Annotated in this window: 18 protein-coding genes; 8 read left to right on the top strand and 10 right to left on the bottom strand. The window is 44.9% G+C overall.

Annotation, left to right across the window (positions count from 1 at the left end):
- Positions 1-444 precede the first annotated feature (444 nt).
- From malT to C9J03_RS06640, 7 genes are all read left to right on the top strand, one after another.
- Complete coding sequence (gene malT, locus C9J03_RS06670) at positions 445-3153, top strand: HTH-type transcriptional regulator MalT (protein ID WP_044621239.1); 2709 nt, start codon at positions 445-447, stop codon at positions 3151-3153.
- 33 nt (positions 3154-3186) lie between these two features.
- Positions 3187-3864: a DUF4336 domain-containing protein gene (locus C9J03_RS06665; RefSeq protein ID WP_044621240.1), complete on the top strand. Its 678-nt coding sequence runs from the start codon at positions 3187-3189 to the stop codon at positions 3862-3864.
- A gap of 125 nt (positions 3865-3989) precedes the next feature.
- On the top strand, positions 3990-4634 hold the full coding sequence (locus tag C9J03_RS06660; protein ID WP_044621241.1) for a hypothetical protein: 645 nt from the start codon (positions 3990-3992) through the stop codon (positions 4632-4634).
- A gap of 141 nt (positions 4635-4775) precedes the next feature.
- The gene (locus C9J03_RS06655) at positions 4776-5057 is read left to right on the top strand and encodes a hypothetical protein (protein WP_044621242.1); all 282 of its coding nucleotides are present in this window, start codon (positions 4776-4778) and stop codon (positions 5055-5057) included.
- 362 nt (positions 5058-5419) lie between these two features.
- A complete protein-coding gene (locus C9J03_RS06650; RefSeq protein ID WP_044621243.1) occupies positions 5420-6250 on the top strand; it encodes an alpha/beta fold hydrolase in 831 nt (276 codons plus the stop codon).
- Between the two features lie 65 nt (positions 6251-6315).
- Positions 6316-7047 (top strand): glycosyltransferase family 2 protein, encoded by a 732-nt coding sequence (locus tag C9J03_RS06645; RefSeq protein ID WP_044621244.1) that lies wholly within the window; start codon positions 6316-6318, stop codon positions 7045-7047.
- Between the two features lie 3 nt (positions 7048-7050).
- Positions 7051-8337: an LssY C-terminal domain-containing protein gene (locus C9J03_RS06640; RefSeq protein ID WP_044621245.1), complete on the top strand. Its 1287-nt coding sequence runs from the start codon at positions 7051-7053 to the stop codon at positions 8335-8337.
- A gap of 47 nt (positions 8338-8384) precedes the next feature.
- Here the strand turns inward: C9J03_RS06640 and C9J03_RS06635 are convergent, their stop codons facing one another.
- The 10 genes from C9J03_RS06635 to C9J03_RS06590 all read right to left on the bottom strand — a co-directional run bounded on the left by C9J03_RS06635 (position 8385) and on the right by C9J03_RS06590 (position 16877).
- The gene (locus C9J03_RS06635) at positions 8385-9038 is read right to left on the bottom strand and encodes a CAP domain-containing protein (protein WP_044621246.1); all 654 of its coding nucleotides are present in this window, start codon (positions 9036-9038) and stop codon (positions 8385-8387) included.
- A gap of 501 nt (positions 9039-9539) precedes the next feature.
- Entirely contained in the window at positions 9540-10625 is a 1086-nt protein-coding gene (modC, locus tag C9J03_RS06630) for a molybdenum ABC transporter ATP-binding protein ModC (protein ID WP_044621247.1), read from the bottom strand.
- Entirely contained in the window at positions 10622-11311 is a 690-nt protein-coding gene (gene modB, locus C9J03_RS06625; RefSeq protein ID WP_044621248.1) for a molybdate ABC transporter permease subunit, read from the bottom strand. Before modB ends, modC begins: the two co-directional genes overlap by 4 nt.
- Positions 11311-12087, bottom strand: coding sequence for a molybdate ABC transporter substrate-binding protein (gene modA, locus C9J03_RS06620; RefSeq protein ID WP_044621249.1), 777 nt, complete (start codon positions 12085-12087; stop codon positions 11311-11313). Before modA ends, modB begins: the two co-directional genes overlap by 1 nt.
- Positions 12088-12692: 605 nt before the next feature.
- A complete protein-coding gene (locus C9J03_RS06615; RefSeq protein WP_044621250.1) occupies positions 12693-13049 on the bottom strand; it encodes a hypothetical protein in 357 nt (118 codons plus the stop codon).
- 18 nt (positions 13050-13067) lie between these two features.
- The gene (locus tag C9J03_RS06610; RefSeq protein ID WP_044621251.1) at positions 13068-13469 is read right to left on the bottom strand and encodes a PDZ domain-containing protein; all 402 of its coding nucleotides are present in this window, start codon (positions 13467-13469) and stop codon (positions 13068-13070) included.
- 65 nt (positions 13470-13534) lie between these two features.
- Positions 13535-14152 carry an Hsp20/alpha crystallin family protein gene (locus tag C9J03_RS06605; protein ID WP_044621252.1) on the bottom strand — a complete coding sequence of 206 codons (618 nt, stop codon included), beginning with the start codon at positions 14150-14152 and terminating at the stop codon, positions 13535-13537.
- Between the two features lie 76 nt (positions 14153-14228).
- Positions 14229-14708, bottom strand: coding sequence for an Hsp20 family protein (locus C9J03_RS06600; protein WP_197078548.1), 480 nt, complete (start codon positions 14706-14708; stop codon positions 14229-14231).
- 247 nt (positions 14709-14955) lie between these two features.
- Positions 14956-16554 carry a chaperonin GroEL gene (groL, locus tag C9J03_RS06595; protein WP_044621253.1) on the bottom strand — a complete coding sequence of 533 codons (1599 nt, stop codon included), beginning with the start codon at positions 16552-16554 and terminating at the stop codon, positions 14956-14958.
- 32 nt (positions 16555-16586) lie between these two features.
- Entirely contained in the window at positions 16587-16877 is a 291-nt protein-coding gene (locus tag C9J03_RS06590) for a co-chaperone GroES (protein ID WP_044621254.1), read from the bottom strand.
- 364 nt (positions 16878-17241) lie between these two features.
- On the opposite strand from C9J03_RS06590, the gene C9J03_RS06585 reads away from it, so the two are divergent.
- On the top strand, positions 17242-17386 hold a 145-nt coding region (locus C9J03_RS06585; protein WP_146149067.1), incomplete at its 3' end, for a transposase.

Genomic DNA, 17386 nt, shown 5'->3' with positions numbered 1-17386 from the left:
ACAATCTTGCCTGTAATTATCAGCGCTAACATCCTCCCGATTCGGGGAGGAGTAGGGATGAGTGGTAGGGGCGTAGTTATGAAACTCCCCCACTTTCTGTGACATGATGCAAAAATATGGGGTGGAGAAAGACGTAAACACCCATCCATATGCATTTAAAGTCACAATTACAGACTACATTTCCATGTGCAATTAGATAGATATATGATGTTGCAAGATCTAAGATATGTGAACCGTGTCATAAATATAGGGATGAGTTAGCATCTTTTGCTGAATTCAACCTGATGCGCTGTCAAAGTTATCGACTAGATCAAATGCCATACTGCAATTTTTTGAAATGATAACCAGGATTACATGGCATAAATGCTCAGATAATATATTACATTCAGAGCTACGCTCCTGAGCGACAATGGAACTGAAACCTTACAATAAGATAGCAAGACTATGTGGATACCATCTAAATTAACTCGTCCAGCACGCCTTCATAACGCAATTTTACGTCCCCGTTTGCTGGAAACGCTAGAGCAGGCCCCGTTCTACCGTCTTGTGCTGTTTCGATCTCCTGCGGGCTATGGCAAAACCACTATGGCAGCCCAATGGTTGAATGAGCACCCGCATACCGGTTGGTTTAATATTGACGAAAACGACAACGATACCTTCCGCTTTGCAAATTATCTTCTTCAAACAATAAACAAAGCCACCAACAATGCATGCTTGAAAACCCAGGCCATGGCAGAACGCCGCCAGTTTGCTTGCTTATCAACCCTGTTTAGCGAACTGTTCGGTGAACTGGCTGAATATCATGATCAAACCTATGTAGTCCTCGATGATTACCACCTGATTAATAATGACGATATTCACGACGGCCTGCGTTTTTTCCTCAAGCATATGCCTGACAACCTGACGCTAGTTGTGACCAGCCGTACCCTGCCGCCGCTAGGTACAGCCAACCTGCGCATTCGTGACTTGCTCATCGAGGTTGATAACGATCTGCTGGCCTTCGATGAAGAAGAAACCACTCGCTTCTTCGATAAACGAATCGGTGAAAGTATCGAAGCCAATGTTCTGAAGTCTCTGCATCAGCAAGTTGAAGGTTGGCCATCCGCCCTACAACTGATTGCCCTGCACGCCCAGCAAAAACCCCATAACTTGGTTGAATCAGCCGAGTCGATGGCAAGCTTTAATCGAGGCCATTTGTGGGATTACCTTGCTGAAGAAGTTTTTGACCTACTTGACGGTGAAACCCAGCAATTCCTGCTACAGTGCTCGGTGCTTGATATGTTCAATGCACAATTGGTGACCGATCTGACAGGGCGTAGTGACGCGCTGGCCATTCTCGAATCGCTCAACCGCTTCGGCCTGTTCCTCAATACTCTTGAGGGGGACAACAATTGGTATCGCTTTCATAACCTGTTTGCCGAATTCCTCCGCCACCAGCGCTATTCCCAAATTCCGCAACAGCGGGCGGAATTGCATGCACTGGCAGCCAAAGCCTGGTTGAAGCAGAACTCGCCTCAACAGGCGTTGCTACACGCTCAAAAGTGTGAAGATACTAAACTAGTTATCAACATCCTGTGCGATTTTGGCTGGGAAATGTTCCACCACGGTGAAATGAAGCTGCTGCAAGATGCCCTCGGCCAAATTGACGCTGAAGAGCTTTACACCCAGCCGCGCCTGAACCTACTCCACATGTGGCTACTGCAAAGCCAGCATTTATACAACGATGTTGGCGACATGATTGTGGAGACAGAGGCCGAATTTACCAAACGTAATATCGATCTCGATGATGCCCTGCAAGGTGAATTCAATGCCCTTCGCGCGCAAGTGGCTATCAACCAAGGTAAACCGGACGATGCACTGATATTATCCGAGCAAGCACTGGGCCAACTGCCATCGACAACCTACCGTAGCCGTATCGTCGCAACGTCCGTCGTGGGTGAAGTTCATCACTGCCTGGGCAACCTAAGCCGCGCACTGCCGATGATGCAGCAGACCGAGAAAATGGCCCGCCAGTACCATGTCTACCATCAAGCTTTGTGGGCGCTGCTGCAGCAGGCTGAAATTTTATTGGCCCAGGGCTATGTGCAAAGTGCCTATGAATTGCTTGAGCAGGCTTTCAAACTGGTTAAAGAGCAACACCTGCAGCAAGTACCACTTCACGAGTTCCTGCTTCGTCTTCGAGCGCAAATCCTCTGGTGCTGGAATCGCCTTGAGGAAGCCGAAGAATCAGCCCTGAAAAGCTTAGAAGTGCTTGCCCCCTATGACGAGACCAAGTCACTTCATGCCTACTCGATGCTGGCGCGAATCGCCATCACCCGTGGCGAGATAGACAAAGCAAGCCGCTATCTTGACCTGTGTAACAGCTTGATGAGCCGCTCGGTCTACCACATTGACTGGCGCGCCAATACTGATTTGGCCAATTTGTTGTTCTGGCAAATGACCAGTGATATGGATAGCATCCAGCAATGGCTGCTGCATGCAGAGCAACCGGAAGCAGCCTGTAACCACTTCCAGCAGCTACAGTGGCGCAACATTGGCCGTGCGTGTGTCAATATCGGTGAATTCGACCGTGCCGAAGCGATTTTCACTATGCTGGATGAGAGCTGTAATAAACACAACCTGATCACTGATAAGAACCGCAACCTTGTGGTTCAAGCCGTACTGAGCAAACGCCAGGGGCGCAGAGAGTTAGCCCTGCAGCAAATCAAGCAAGCGCTCGAGCTGACGAACAGTACCGGCATGGTGGGTATCTTCCTGTGTGACGGTAGCCAGATCTGCGATCTGATCCAGGAGTTAGTTGACACTAAAGCACTCAACGAACTAGAGCTTCACCGTGCGCGCCAACTGCTCAGGGAAATGACAAGCAAGGAGCGTAACCGCTCAGTTCACTTTGATGAAAACTTCGTCGAAAAACTGCTCAACTTGCCAGATGTACCCGAACTCATCCGTACCAGCCCACTGACCCAACGGGAGTGGCAGGTACTTGGGCTTATCTATACCGGTTACAGCAATGAGCAGATTGCCTCGGAGCTGGATGTGGCATCGACGACAATCAAGACCCACATTCGTAACCTGTACCAAAAACTTAATATCGCAAATAGACAGCAGGCTATTGAAACGGCGGAATATTTACTAAAATTAATGGGCTTCTAGCCTAACACTAGTAAATCTGGTTAAGGATAACCGATGAAAGAATGGAGTAAGGATCGACTCTGGTATCAGGATATGCCATTCAAATTGAATGGCATACCTGTTGGTGCAAGGATGACAGTAATCCGGCTTGATAACGGCAAACTGCTCATTCACTCACCTATCCAACTGACAACCGCGCTCCAGTTGGAACTTAGCCAGCTTGGTGCCATCCAAGCTATTGTCACCCCCAATATGAACCACCACTTATTTCTTTCTGAGTGGTGGCTGGCCTATCCCGAGGCATATTTTTTTGCCCCGCCGGGCCTCCAAAACAAACGCACCGACCTTGTATTTGATGATGCCCTTGGTGCTAAAAGCCCTGAAATCTGGCAGCACCAGCTCTATCAAACTTTACTGAGAGGCAGCGACCGGATGGAAGAAGTGATCTTTTGTGATCCTGAATCCAAAACCTTGATCGTCGGTGATACCCTTGCTTGGTTCCGCTCTTCCACCAATGTATTTACGATTGCGCTGGCTCTCGCTAATAGCTGTTATCAGCACCCTGCCATGCCACTTTATTGGCGCTGGACGTTCAAGAACAAAACCAGGTTACGGCAATCGCTGCAGGAAATCCTTACCTGGCCTTTTGACCGGATTATTCTATCCCATGGCCATAACATTGAGTCTGGCGGAAAGGCAATCTTCCACAGCGCTTTCAAATGGGCCCTTTAGGTCGAAAAAACACCAGATTACAATATCGCTTACAATTAAATACGAACATCGTTCAATAAAATATTGAACGATGTTTTTATGCTTGTATGATTAGCAGCAACACTAAGTAGCTGCCAAATATAGCCATGAATAATATCCTGACCAGACTCTCTGTATTGACCTTGATACTCAGCCCAACTCTTGCCCAAGCTCAGACTTCAACAACTGAATTCGACTATATAAGTGGTGGCTTTCAATACACAGCGCTTAGCCATGAGTTTACCACCTCCCATTATTTTTATGACAATACCCATGGAACAACTGTTGCTGACAGCATGGCAGGAGCCTACCTGAAAGGAAGCTGGAACTTCGCACATCGACTATACGTGGCAGGAAAAGTCGAGTTGTCCAAGCGCAACCAGGTATCACTCACACACCAAATTGCAGGTATTGGATTCTACCAACCCTTTTCGCCATCTCTTTCGCTCTTTTCGACCGTGGGTATTGCCAACCTCAATTTAAAACAGGGAGAGAGCATCGGAAATAAGGATAAAAAATACAGTGATTCCGGTGCGGGTGCCGACATCGGCCTACGCCTCCTTCTGCTGGACAATTGGATGATAGAGCCATCATTCCGCTTTGAGCAGCTTGACGAAAAGTATAATGAATACCGCGTAGGTAATGTCTTCAATGTTTCGAACAATATGAAGATTGAGGCTAATTTCTCCTATGCGACAATCGATAAATATTCGATGACCAACTATCAACTTGGTATTCGCTACGCGTTCTAAAATCGAGCAACTTGCTGAGAATTTGCCTTGAATCAAGAAAATAATAACTATGTTTTAGCCCAACCAGATATGTGATCGACATCACAACGAGAAGCAAAAATAAGCGTATATTTTTATCCAGATTTGTATGAGGAAATGGATATGAATGCTTCTAAACTATATCTAAGGGATTTATTGGGCATTGGCTTGGTGATCTCTGCGATTCTGGTTGTTCTGGGCTTAATCTTCTGCATTTTGGCTGCTTTGAACTTCATTACTCACGAAGAAGTATTGGCCAATACCTATTTACATGAAGCATTACCGTTATTTTTCTTCTTGCTACCTTGTATCGCTATAGCTAGATTCATCAGCCGTCCAAAGTGGGTACACAGTATCGAAGTGTACCAACTGGAATCAGCGAAGAAATACAGCCAATCCCACTAATGCTCTCTGCAATTGCTACAATAAAAGCTTGCTCTCCATCCAAATTGTAGCAATTGCACCCCCTGCGATCCCCTATTCCACCATACAGCTCCTATACTGACATTTGTCAGTAATACCCAGTCGCTAGTATTCTCTATTGAGGGCGAGATTTCGCTTTGTAACTTTTGAAGCTAGGCAAAGGAGTGAAGTGTATTGAGTAAAGAAGACATATACCGACGTTTACCCGAACTCATAGGGCTAGAGAGGCAGGTTAGCTACCCGACTCCAGCCTTAGCCCTCATCCCAATAAACAGCCGGGTTATCAGCTGTCCAAAGCTTGATCATATTGAGCTTGCCAATTTACAAACCAGCCCCGAGTTATCATGAATCGAATAACTACTGATCCCAATCGCCCTATTCTGCTCATAAGAGGCTTACTTCGTGAAACCCGTCACTGGGGTAAATTTCTCGTTATGCTCAAGGCCACTTTTCCCAAGCGTGAAATCATCACATTGGATATCGCTGGCAATGGGCCTCGTTACCGCGAACAATCTGCTACCAGTGTGTCGGAGATGGTTGATGATCTGAGATGCCAACTATCTGCCTATCAATCACACACCAACCGCTTGGCTGAAACTCTCAGCGCAGAAGATGGCGTCGATATCATCGCAATTTCTCTTGGCGGTATGATCGCCCTGGAATGGATGCATAAGTTTCCGCAAGAGATCCATTCGGCAATTTTAATTAACTCCAGCCTTGGCAACTACTCCCCATTTTATAAAAGGCTCAAATGGCAGCAATACAAAAATATCGTGCGCTACTTCTTTATTTCCGAGCAAAAACGTGAAGCACTCATTTTTGCCATGACCACCAGGCAATCTCCACCAAGTATTATCAATAACTGGATCAAGTGGCGAGTAGCCTGCCCGATTTCAGCCTCTAATGCATTACGTCAACTCTATGCTGCTAGCCGATATCAATACGCTGTTGTACCGACAGCCATTACTCTCCTCATTGGCAGCAAACAAGATGCCCTGGTGGATATTTCGTGCAGTAAAGCCTTAGCCAAGGCATGGAATATCCCCTTGCTGCTCCACACCGAGGCCGGCCACGACCTGCCTACCGACGACCCTGACTGGCTAATCGATAAAATACAACTTTACTACCAGCGCCAAGCAGTGCCAGACAAAGAATATGAATGCGAAATGAATTAACCCCTCAGCAATAATTCAATCAAAGCCTTGCAAACTATCTCCAGTACCAACAACTGGAGATAGTTATGACAACTGTAAGCATCGTGATCATCACCCTTAATGAAGAGAAACGTATTGGTCGCCTACTGGAGGATCTGAGTAAACAAAGTCATCAGCAATTTGAAGTTATCGTTGTTGATTCAAACAGTGATGACAACACTTGTGAGGTCGCCAGAGGTTTTGAACAAGCCCTACCCAGCTTGACCGTCCACAAAATGCGCGAGCGCGGAACCAGCCTTGGTCGTAATACAGGCGCACAACTTGCCAAGCATGAACGGCTAATTTTTCTTGATGCCGACGTGCGCTTGAGCCCTACATTCCTGACCAATGCACTTTACGAGTTAGATAACCGCAAACTTGAAGTTGCAGGGGCCTATATGACGGCCAAAGACTTATCGATTGGTTATCGGCTTGGATATGCACTATTTAACGCCGGACTATTCACTACCTCATTTTTCTTCCCCACGGCCGTCGGCGCCTGCATGTTTTCAACCAAACGTGCCCACAAAGAGATTGGCGGTTTTGACCAAAGCATCGTGCTTTGTGAAGACTGCGACTACGCCAAGCGAGCAGCTAAAACCTGGCGTTATAGAATGATCCCGGTGAGCTTTTGGTTTGACCCTCGCCGCTTGGAGCAAGATGGTTTGGTCAAAATGGGCCTGACCTACCTTAGAGCCAATGTCCGCCGCTTTTTCATGGGCGAAATGCGCAACAGCGAAATGGAGTATAAATTTGATCATTACAAGGATGCTAAATAAGTCATGCATGACGTTGCTTGGTGGTGGTATTTTGGCGGCAGCTTGCTTGATGCCCTGATCGGTCCCAATCTGTTTTTTCCTGGTGAACCCTTCTTGCTCGCTGCTGGTTACCTACTCAGTCATGGGGCTATCTACGGGGTACTAGCAGTGCTCGCCGGGGGCTTCATTGGCGATCAAATTAGCTTTTTCATTGGTCGCCGCTTTGGCGCTCGAGGGCGACGCTGGTTAGTGAGTAAATTCAACAAAACAAAACGTCCGATCGCCAAAGCACGATTAATCCTGCAAACAAAAGGGCCATGGATTGTGACAGCTTCACGTCTACTTGGCCCTGTCGCCTGGATAATGCCCTTTATCGCAGGCAGCTATGCCATGCGATGGTCAACGTTCACTTTATATTCATCCATCGGTTTGATACTGGGAGTTGGCCAATTCACGCTTGCTGGATTCTTTATCGGCAAAGGAGTTGACGTAATACCAAGTTGGCAGGCCATAGGGTTATTTTTTCAAGAACACAGTGTCCTGCTAACAGCAGGCCTTATTTCTCTGCTAGCAACGGTAATACTTTACCGTGTTTATCGCTGGAGAAAATGGTTGCTGATAACTTTCTGCTGGCTTACGGCACTGGGCGCGGCAAACTACTACCACTTTTTTCATAGCGATGCCTACCAAATTGAATGGCTCTCCAAGGCACAAGCTAACAGTAATATTACAGCCTTGCAGGATGACAAAATCACACTAGATAATTTAAGCTACACCGTTTATCCGGGGCTGTCTCCGGTATATAAAGCGCAACCAATAAATATTGTTTTATATGGCGAACACCCAAGTACCTTAATGGAAGAGCTAGGCTGGGTGAAAAACAAAACCTTCTCTCGTGATACTCTGAATTTATCTCAGTACCTTGAATTAATAGCCAAACAACAGCCACCAATTTCAGATTTATATTGGAACCAACAACCACAATTATTAGCCTATCAAATTAAAGGCGACTTGATTAACCGCCGGCATATCCGATGGTGGTTTGCTGGAAAATCAGAACAGACAGGCCAGGATATTTGGGTTGCTTCAATTAGTTATGATAACAGACTCAAACTTGCTCATTACAAGGGATTAATCACCATTCTACACGGCATTGACCCAGATACCGATCAAGAGCGGGACACGCTAATGAAAAATGCTGAAGTATTAGCTTGGCGTACCGAATTAAGAAACTTAGCAGAGCCTATCGCTTTTTCCAAATCCAATCATTATTTTAGTGATGGAAAAGTTGCGGTAATCATGCCAAATTAAATCAAATAAAGCCGCCAATTGTTGGCGGCTTTTCATGATAGTGCTAATTAACGCGGCTTGGCAAACACCTGCGTCCAGTAAATCCCGTATTGAGTATCTGGGTTTTCAACAAATGCTGCGCCCATCTCAGTGACATTGCCGTTCATGATGTTTTTACAGTGGCCTTCACTCTTCATCCAGGCTGCCATAACAGCATCAATACCTTTCTGGCCAGCCGCTACATTCTCTGCCCAAGTGCTCCACGAATAGCCTGTCGCATTGATTCGGTCTTCAGGAGAGCTTCCATCTGAACCTGTATGGCTCATAAAGCCATTATTCGCCATATCGCTGGAATGGCGTATCGCCGCCGACTCCAAGTCATAATCCCATTCTAGGGCTGGAACGGCAGGCATAGTTGTAGAGCCGCACACTTGTGATTGTGAGCGCGCTTGGTTAACCGCATAAAGCATCTGCTCGGCAAACGTATCACCCGGGCTTGGGTCTGTATTACCCTCGTCACCACCGCCGGTGTTATCATCGCCGCCACTACCGGCATTGTTATCGTCACCAGGACTTGTGCCGGAGTCATCACCACCACTTTCAGGCAAATGAGACGGGGTACCAGGGTTATCACTATCAGAAGATGCAGAAGAGCTCGAACCACCAGAACCACATCCCACTAATAACAATGATGACAAAACGAATAAGGGTAAAACTTTCATAACATACCTTGTTTGCATTTGATATGTTTTATTAGGCACAATAATAACAATATAAGGATAGTATTTATTTAGCCTAATAAAACACAATAAATAATTTTGCTACTCACTTTTTACGAAACACACTATACTTAATCCTTCCTTAACCATTCAATATGCAACGGTGATATTCTCACCAACCTGACAAACAATTAACAATCAGCCGTCGTGTCTTCATTGATAAAATCAAGAGTAAGATTTTGAATTAAAATAACTTAAATGAATGGTGATACCATGTTGGCCAATGCAAGACTAAACAAACCAAACTGTCCAGCATTCCATTCAAAATGAGGATGAAAAACAGAAATAACAAGGTAAAATAAAAATCAAAGACATAAAAACAATAATAAAAAAAGCATATATATATACATTAGCACTTAATCAATTTTTATATTGTCCGACTCACAAATAAAAAAGTACCAATATTAATCGGTACTTTTCAAATACACGCCAACATGAAGGTGGCTACATGGACGCCAAGTCTTCCTGCGTGACACTCACCCCTTTAATTTGGGCAAAAACTTTGTCTCCAACCGACAAATGCAGCTCATCTGCGGCCCACTTGGTGATATTGGCCCACAATTGTGCCTCCCCGACCCGCAGGCGCACCTCAACACGCTCTTGTTCATCAACCGGATGAATTTTATCTATCTTTGCTGCGAGAATATTCCGAATGCTGGTTTGCTCAGGTTTAGCCTTGGTCAGCGACACATCATTCGAATGAACACGAACCCTAACCCACTCTCCCCTAACACTTTGCAACCGGTTAACCCATAAATAAGCATCATGGTTGAGCATTACCTGGGTAAGACCATAGTGCGGGTGGTGATGGTTAATGCGAGCACTCAACAGCGAACTCTGCTCTTTGGCCGGTAGCCAAGGCCGCATTTCAGGAGAGCCCCAAACACTGTTGATATGGCCAGAGACCACAACCTTCCCATGATGAATCATCGCCATATGATCGGCCAGACGAAGAATTTCGTCCAAGCTATGGGTGACGTAGACAATCGGGATTTTAACCTCTTTGGCCAGCCGCTCCAGATAAGGCATTAGCTCTTGCTTGCGGGGTAGATCAAGTGATGCCAAGGGTTCATCCATCAGCAACAGTGATGGATTGGACAGCAGCGCGCGGCCTATTGCCACGCGCTGCTTCTCACCACCAGACAAAGAGGCGGGATAGCGCTTTAATAAGTGCTCGATACCCAGCAGGTGTGTAACGGAATGAAACTGATCGGACTTTTCACTTTTGCAGCCGTAAAGCAAATTCCCCTCAACGGTATAGTGTGGGAACAGTCTGGCATCTTGGAATACGTAACCGATCCGGCGCTTCTCGGGCGGCAGGTTAATGCCTGCTTGCTGGCTATACAGGACGTGCTGACCGAGTGAAATCGAACCGGAATCGGGCTTCGACAAGCCGCTAAGCACGTTGATCAAGGAGGTTTTGCCTGCTCCCGAGCGACCGAAGATAGCCGTGATCCCCTGCATGGGTAACTCAAGCTTGATATCCATATCCAGCTCACCCAGCTTTTGCTTCACATCAATAACGATCATCTGGCCTCCAAACGGTGCCTAGCCACACGCGACAGCCATTCCGACGCCAGTATTGATGCTAGCGCAATAACAATCGCGATCACACAGAGCCTAGCTGCTTGCTCCTCGGCCCCCGGGGTTTCGATAAAGGAATACATCGCCAGCGGGATGGTTTGGGTCTCCCCCGGAATATTGGACACAAAGGTAATGGTCGCGCCAAATTCGCCCAAGGCACGGGCAAAGGCCAAAATGGCCCCTGTCAGTATCCCTGGTAAAGTAAGCGGCAGTGTAATCGTGAAAAACACTTTTAGCGGACTGGCGCCCAAAGTTCGCGCCGCCTGCTCCAGTTTGTGATCAACGCCTTCGAGTGCCAACCGGATAGAGCGAACCATCAATGGGAAAGAGACCACCGCAACAGCGAGTACGGCCCCGCGCCAGCTGAAGCTAAATGTTAGGCCGAACCACTCATAAAGCACTTTTCCAATAATACCCTGACGTCCCATAACCACCAGTAGCAAATAGCCAATAACCACCGGAGGAAGTACCAAAGGTAAGTGCACTAGGCCATCGAGCAATGACTTTCCCACAAATTGGCAGCGGGCGAGCAACCAAGCGCAAACAACACCAAAAGGCAAACTTACAACAACAGCAACGCTGGCGATTTTCAAGCTCAGCAATAACGCTTGCACTTCATACTCTGTCAGCATCACTTAACGTCCCCGAATCCGTATTCGGTGAAAATTGCCGCCGCCTCTTCTGAATTGAGAAAATCATAAAAGCCTTGTGTACTCTTATTTTGACGCCCTTTCACCATAGCAACCGGATAACGGATAGCTGTATGACTATCAGCAGGGAATTCGCTGACAATTTTCACTCGGTTGGAAACCAGTGCATCTGTTTTGTATACCACACCCAGTAAGGCTTCTTGCCTTTCTACCAGCAACAATGCACCTCTGACATTATTGGCCCTAGCCAGCAGGCGCTGAGCTTGCTGCCATAATCCAATATTCTGCAAGGCTTCTTTGGTATAGATCCCTGCAGGTACATGGTTCGGATCACCTACTGCCAGACGGGTACCATCTAAGGCTTTTGTAAGATCGAGCGAAGCACTCAACGTAACCTGCTGCTGAGGGTAATCGTTGGGGGCAACTAACACCAAGCTATTGTGCAATAGCGGTTTTCTGGTCGAGTCTTCTATCGCACCTTGCTCTGACAAGTAGTCCATCCACTTCTCATTGGCCGAGACATAGATATCGGCTGGTGCGCCTTGTGCAATCTGACGAGCCAACGCCGAGGACGATGCGTAAGAAACCACTGGTTTTTCACCCGTTGTTTGCTCATAGGCTGATACGACATCGTTCATCGCATTGGTCAGCGACGAGGCGGCAAACACGGTAACCTTCTCGGCGGCAATAGTTGAAAACGGCATAACAGGCATAGCTGACATAACGATAGCAGCTACAGTCCCCTTCCAGCACTTCATCTTGGTGATCCTAAGAGCAAAAACACCGTTATATACTAAAGTATATAACGCTAAAGCTAAATACCCAGATGGGGATAGAAGATTTTGGGAAAGAAGGTAATAAACCGGAAATGCCCAAAGAAAGCCGGAAAGACTTCTAGATAGCTGAGCAGCATAATGGGAATTTTACTTGTTCCTAATCATAAACTTAAGGGTCTAGCGGTCTAAAGACTTCATGGTTATATCAAACGGGCTTTTTCAAAAACAGGGGATTTAGGCTTCGGTGGTGGTAAATGATAAAAATGAGAGAAAAATCCATGTTACGCTGTCACTAGGGCTTATGCACTGTTTCAAAAAGTTGAAAAGCTAGAGTTACGCCCTTCAACGTAACTCTGATTTGGACAAAACTGAGTTACAGTTATTTCTAATTTAGCAAGCTCTTAATTAACTTTATTATTCCAAGCCCCTAGTTTCTTGGAAAACACATTATTCTCTGCATTATTTACCTTTACTGCACTTATTTTTATAAGATAGTAATAAATCATGACCAAAGTAGGTAGTTTAGAGCTAAAAAAAATATAGAGTTATTTGAACTTAAGGTATAGCCATATTTATAATAAGTAAAATTAAGCGATATTAAAATTTGCCCATAAAGTTCTTATGTAAAGTCTCAGCTCTTCAGAGGCTAGTGCAGTTACCTGAACCGTACAATGCAGATCATCATTTTCTCCGGAAATTAAAATCCATTCTTCATCTTTTACTGATTCTAATCTATGCCCTAATAAAGCAGTCAAGGAATCCGATGAATTTGTAATATGCGCAACTGCTCCATATTGACCAAAATCTACATCCTGCAAATTATCATGTCGAACATCAACATAAAAGTCACAACTATTGAATAGACGAATGAAACCTTCAACATTTGTACTCGTCTCACAAATCAGCAAGACATTATTTAAAGACTTACTTATTTTTTTAGCCATGTTACCCCCTTCCAGTTTTTATTGAAGGACTATAAATTGTAGCCTTCCCCCTCTAAACACATTCATTGATACGCTATCTTTGCCAGTTATAAATGATTCAAGAGAACGGATATCGTTAACCTTTTTCCTGTTTACTGTGAAGATAATATCGCCTTGACGTATTCCACTGAATGCAGCCTTTGAGTTTGGAGCAACACCCAAAACTCTGATGCCAGCTTCGTTAATAGTATTTTCTAGCTGTATACCGTCAAGTAACGCCGGTGCTATATCAGGGCAAATGACAGCGCTGTTATAATCTCCTCTCAATATATTTTCATACACTTTTTTTTCATCAGTAATCACATCGGGCAAAGTGGCATGAACCGAACCGCAAAAAAATAATAAAAGAAAAAGAGTGATATGAATCAGTCTTATTAACATAATGGCATTTACCTTGGTAACAATAAACTCTAAGAGGAGGCAGCCTTAGCCGCCTCCAGTTGTATTTATGATGAGATGGAAATGCGTTTTACCTCATCCTGTGGTAGTGCTTTTCTCGGAATCTTAATAATCAATAAACCATTTTTCATATTCGCGGATATAGCTTCTTTGTCAGCATCATCAGGCAAGGATAAGGTACGTTGAAAAGTCCCCACGTTTCGCTCCACGCGATAGTATTGCTTACCCTTGGTTTCCTTTTCCTCCTGCTTTTGGCCTTTCACCACAAGCGTATTGGTATTCAGCTCTATCTGAATGTCGCCTTCTGAAAGACCAGGTAATTCAACGGAAATTTCATATTCTTTTTCACTTCCCGACACATCCAGCTTTGCACGAATGGTATCTAATGAGTGCCCACCAACCAAGCTCTGTTCAAACAGTGAGTTGGGGCGAGTTAGTCGCGATGTGCCCGGCATTCCAAATGAGTGCCACACATCATCAAACAAACGGTCCATTTCCTGATGTAGCTGTAACAACGAACCTACAGCACTTTGCTGAGGTGATGTGATAGTGGTAGTTCCTTGGCTAACATCAGAAGAAGCTTCACTTTTTGAAACTGGGATCTGATTAGTTGAGCTCTCTTCATGTTTAAACCAATTCCAGGGTTTTAGCTTTTCAATGTTCATGAAATCCCCCCATATTCAGGTTAATATTAATTAACAGTAAAAGTGAGGGTGCTGCTATTCGCACCCTCCATGCTAATTAGGCAACTTCACCTTCTTTGGTTCGCTTTTCTTCAGCTTTATGTTCTAATACTTTTCCATTGTTGTTAATGGAAATGGATTTAGGTTTCATCGCTTCAGGAATTTCTTTTACCAAAGTAATGGTCAACAAACCGTTAAAAAGGTCGGCATCGATAACTTCAACATAGTCAGCTAAATTAAATTTACGTTCGAATGTACGATTAGCTATACCCTGATAGAGATATTTCCGCTCTTCGTCAGAGTTTTTATGTCCACGCACAGTCAACACGCCCTTTTCTACCTGTATATCGAGCTCTTCCTGAACAAATCCGGCTACAGCCAGACTAATGGCATAGCGGTTATCACTCAGAACTTCGATATTGTATGGGGGGTAACCGTTCACAGCATTTTCACTGGTTAACGCATGGTCAATTAATGATGCTAGACGGTCAAAACCAATACTATTGCGATATAGTGGAGATAGGTCAATTGAGTTCATAATATATCCTCCATAAGAAGCAACATAAAATAAAAACAATTTGTGAAAAAATGGTTTCTAATCAGACAACCATTTCACTCTTTTTATAGTATTAAAGAACACAAAGATCAACTGAATTAATATAAAATATTTTTATTAAATGATTATTGAAATATTCCATTTTTATATATTCATTCTAAAACTCTATGGCTAAATACTAGGTTGATATAAGCGGGTAATCAATTACCCGCTTATGCCTTTATAAGAGTTAGTCGGTGAACTCCTTCTCTTTAACGTGCTCTGAAATCATTGCTTCAGTCGTTATCATTAAGCCAGCAATAGATGCAGCAAACTGAAGCGCCGAGCGGGTCACTTTGGTTGGGTCGAGAATACCCATATCAATCATATTCCCGTACTCACCCGTTGCAGCATTAAAGCCATAGTAGGCATCGCCAGTTCTTACGGCATTTGCTACCACAGAGGCCTCACCGCCAGCATTGGTCACAATTTGTCTAAGTGGCTCTTCCATAGCCCGTAAGGCAACACGGATACCCACATTTTGGTCGTCATTGTCACCTTTAAGGTCTCCTAATTCATAGCCGATCTTAGCCAGAGCAACACCACCGCCTGCGACGATACCTTCTTCTACGGCAGCACGGGTTGCGTGCAGAGCATCATCAACACGATCTTTCTTCTCTTTCATCTCAACTTCTGTCGCTGCACCGATTTTTATCACGGCCACGCCGCCAGCAAGTTTGGCAATACGCTGTTGAAGTTTCTCTTTGTCGTATTGAGATGTTGTGGTTTCAATATGCTTCTCTATAGATACAACACGATCTTTTATTACGTCTTCTTTTGCAACACCGCCCACGATGGTGGTTGCGTCCTTAGTAATCGTGACTTTCTTCGCACTACCCAGCTGCTCCAATGTAACTTTTTCAAGTTCAAGACCAAGGTCTTCAGAAATGAGCGTCCCATCTGTCAGTACCGCGATGTCTTCCATCATTGCTTTTCGGTTATCACCAAAGCCGGGCGCTTTCACTGCCGACGCTCGAACAATTCCACGCATATTATTCACTACCAGTGTGGCGAGCGCTTCTCCTTCGATATCTTCGGCAATGATAAGTAGTGAACGAGATTGCTGCGCAACACTTTCAAGTACTGGGAGTAGTTCTCTGATATTACTGACTTTTTTGTCTACTAGAAGAATATAGGGGTTATCTAGCTCTACCGTGCCAGCCTCCTGGTTAGTAATAAAATAAGGGGACAGATAACCTCGGTCGAATTGCATACCCTCGACAACAGCAAGTTCGTTGATAAGGCCTTGACCTTCTTCTACCGTAATAACACCATTGCGACCGACTTTATCCATTGCTTCAGCAATGATTTCACCGATATCTCTATCACTGTTAGCAGAAATGCTACCTACCTGAGTGATGGATCCTTTGTCGCTGCATGGCTGAGATATCTCTCGTAACTTCTCTACCGCGGCCTCCGTGGCTCTATCAATACCACGTTTGAGATCCATTGGATTCATTCCCGCGGCGACCGCTTTCAATCCTTCGTTAATTAATGATTGAGCCAATACGGTTGCCGTTGTGGTACCGTCACCAGCCTCATCGTTGGCCTTTGATGCAACCTGTTTTACCATTTGTGCACCCATGTTTTCGAACTTATCTTCTAGCTCGATCTCTTTTGCCACGGATACACCATCTTTGGTGATAGCAGGGGCACCAAAAGATTTGTCCAAGACCACATTCCGCCCTTTAGGGCCCAGAGTGACCTTAACCGCATCGGCCAGTAAATTCACACCTTTAAGCATCTTTTGACGCGATTCATCAGCAAATAAAACATCTTTTGCAGTCATGATTATCTCCCCAAAAAATAAATAAAAATCAATTACTCAACGATTGCTAACACATCAGATTCAGAGAGGATTAAGTACTCCGAACCATCGATTTTCTCAGATTTAACGCCATAACCGTCATTGAAAATGACGGTGTCGTTCACTTTTATATCCATAGCTGCTCGTTCACCATTCTCCAGTCGCTGGCCCAAGCCGACGGCAACAACTTTCCCCCGGTTGGATTTCTTGACGGATTGGGATGTAAGTACAATTCCTCCTTCAGACTTGCTTTCTGCTTCCAGTCTTTCGACAATCAGCCTGTCATTTAAAGGACGAATATTCATGAGGTTAGCCTCCTATAGTTACAAAAAATAAAAGACATATAAGTGATACTGAGAGCGCTACCTTGTGCTCTCTATCAGAAAAATAGGGGCGATGAAATCAAGTTCAAGGGGGTTAAAAAAATTTTTTTCACTTCCTCAAATATTAGCTATTGCATTAAACAGAGCTTGGTCTGTTCTAGACACATTAATGAAGCAAATTGAGGGACTTTTACGTTGCGTTGTGATGCACTATCAGTAGCTGAAGATATTTGGATGGTTTTGATTACTTCTGGGAGTTTTCAAGCATTACCGACTCTGACCTGCTCCCCGCTTTCTAATCCAGCCATAACTTAGTAATGTTCATCTTATAAGAAGGAAGGTGAATATGAAGAAGCGATTCAACGAACAGCAGATCATTGCCATTCTCAAGGAAGCGGAGGCGGGTTTGCCCGTCAAAGAATTATGCCGCAAGCACAATATTTCTGATGCCACATTCTACCTCTGGCGTAAAAAGTACGCGGGCATGGATG

This window comes from Photobacterium gaetbulicola, from assembly GCF_003025515.1.
Classification (GTDB): Bacteria; Pseudomonadota; Gammaproteobacteria; order Enterobacterales; family Vibrionaceae; genus Photobacterium; species Photobacterium gaetbulicola.
This window is presented reverse-complemented; position numbering and strand designations above follow the sequence as displayed.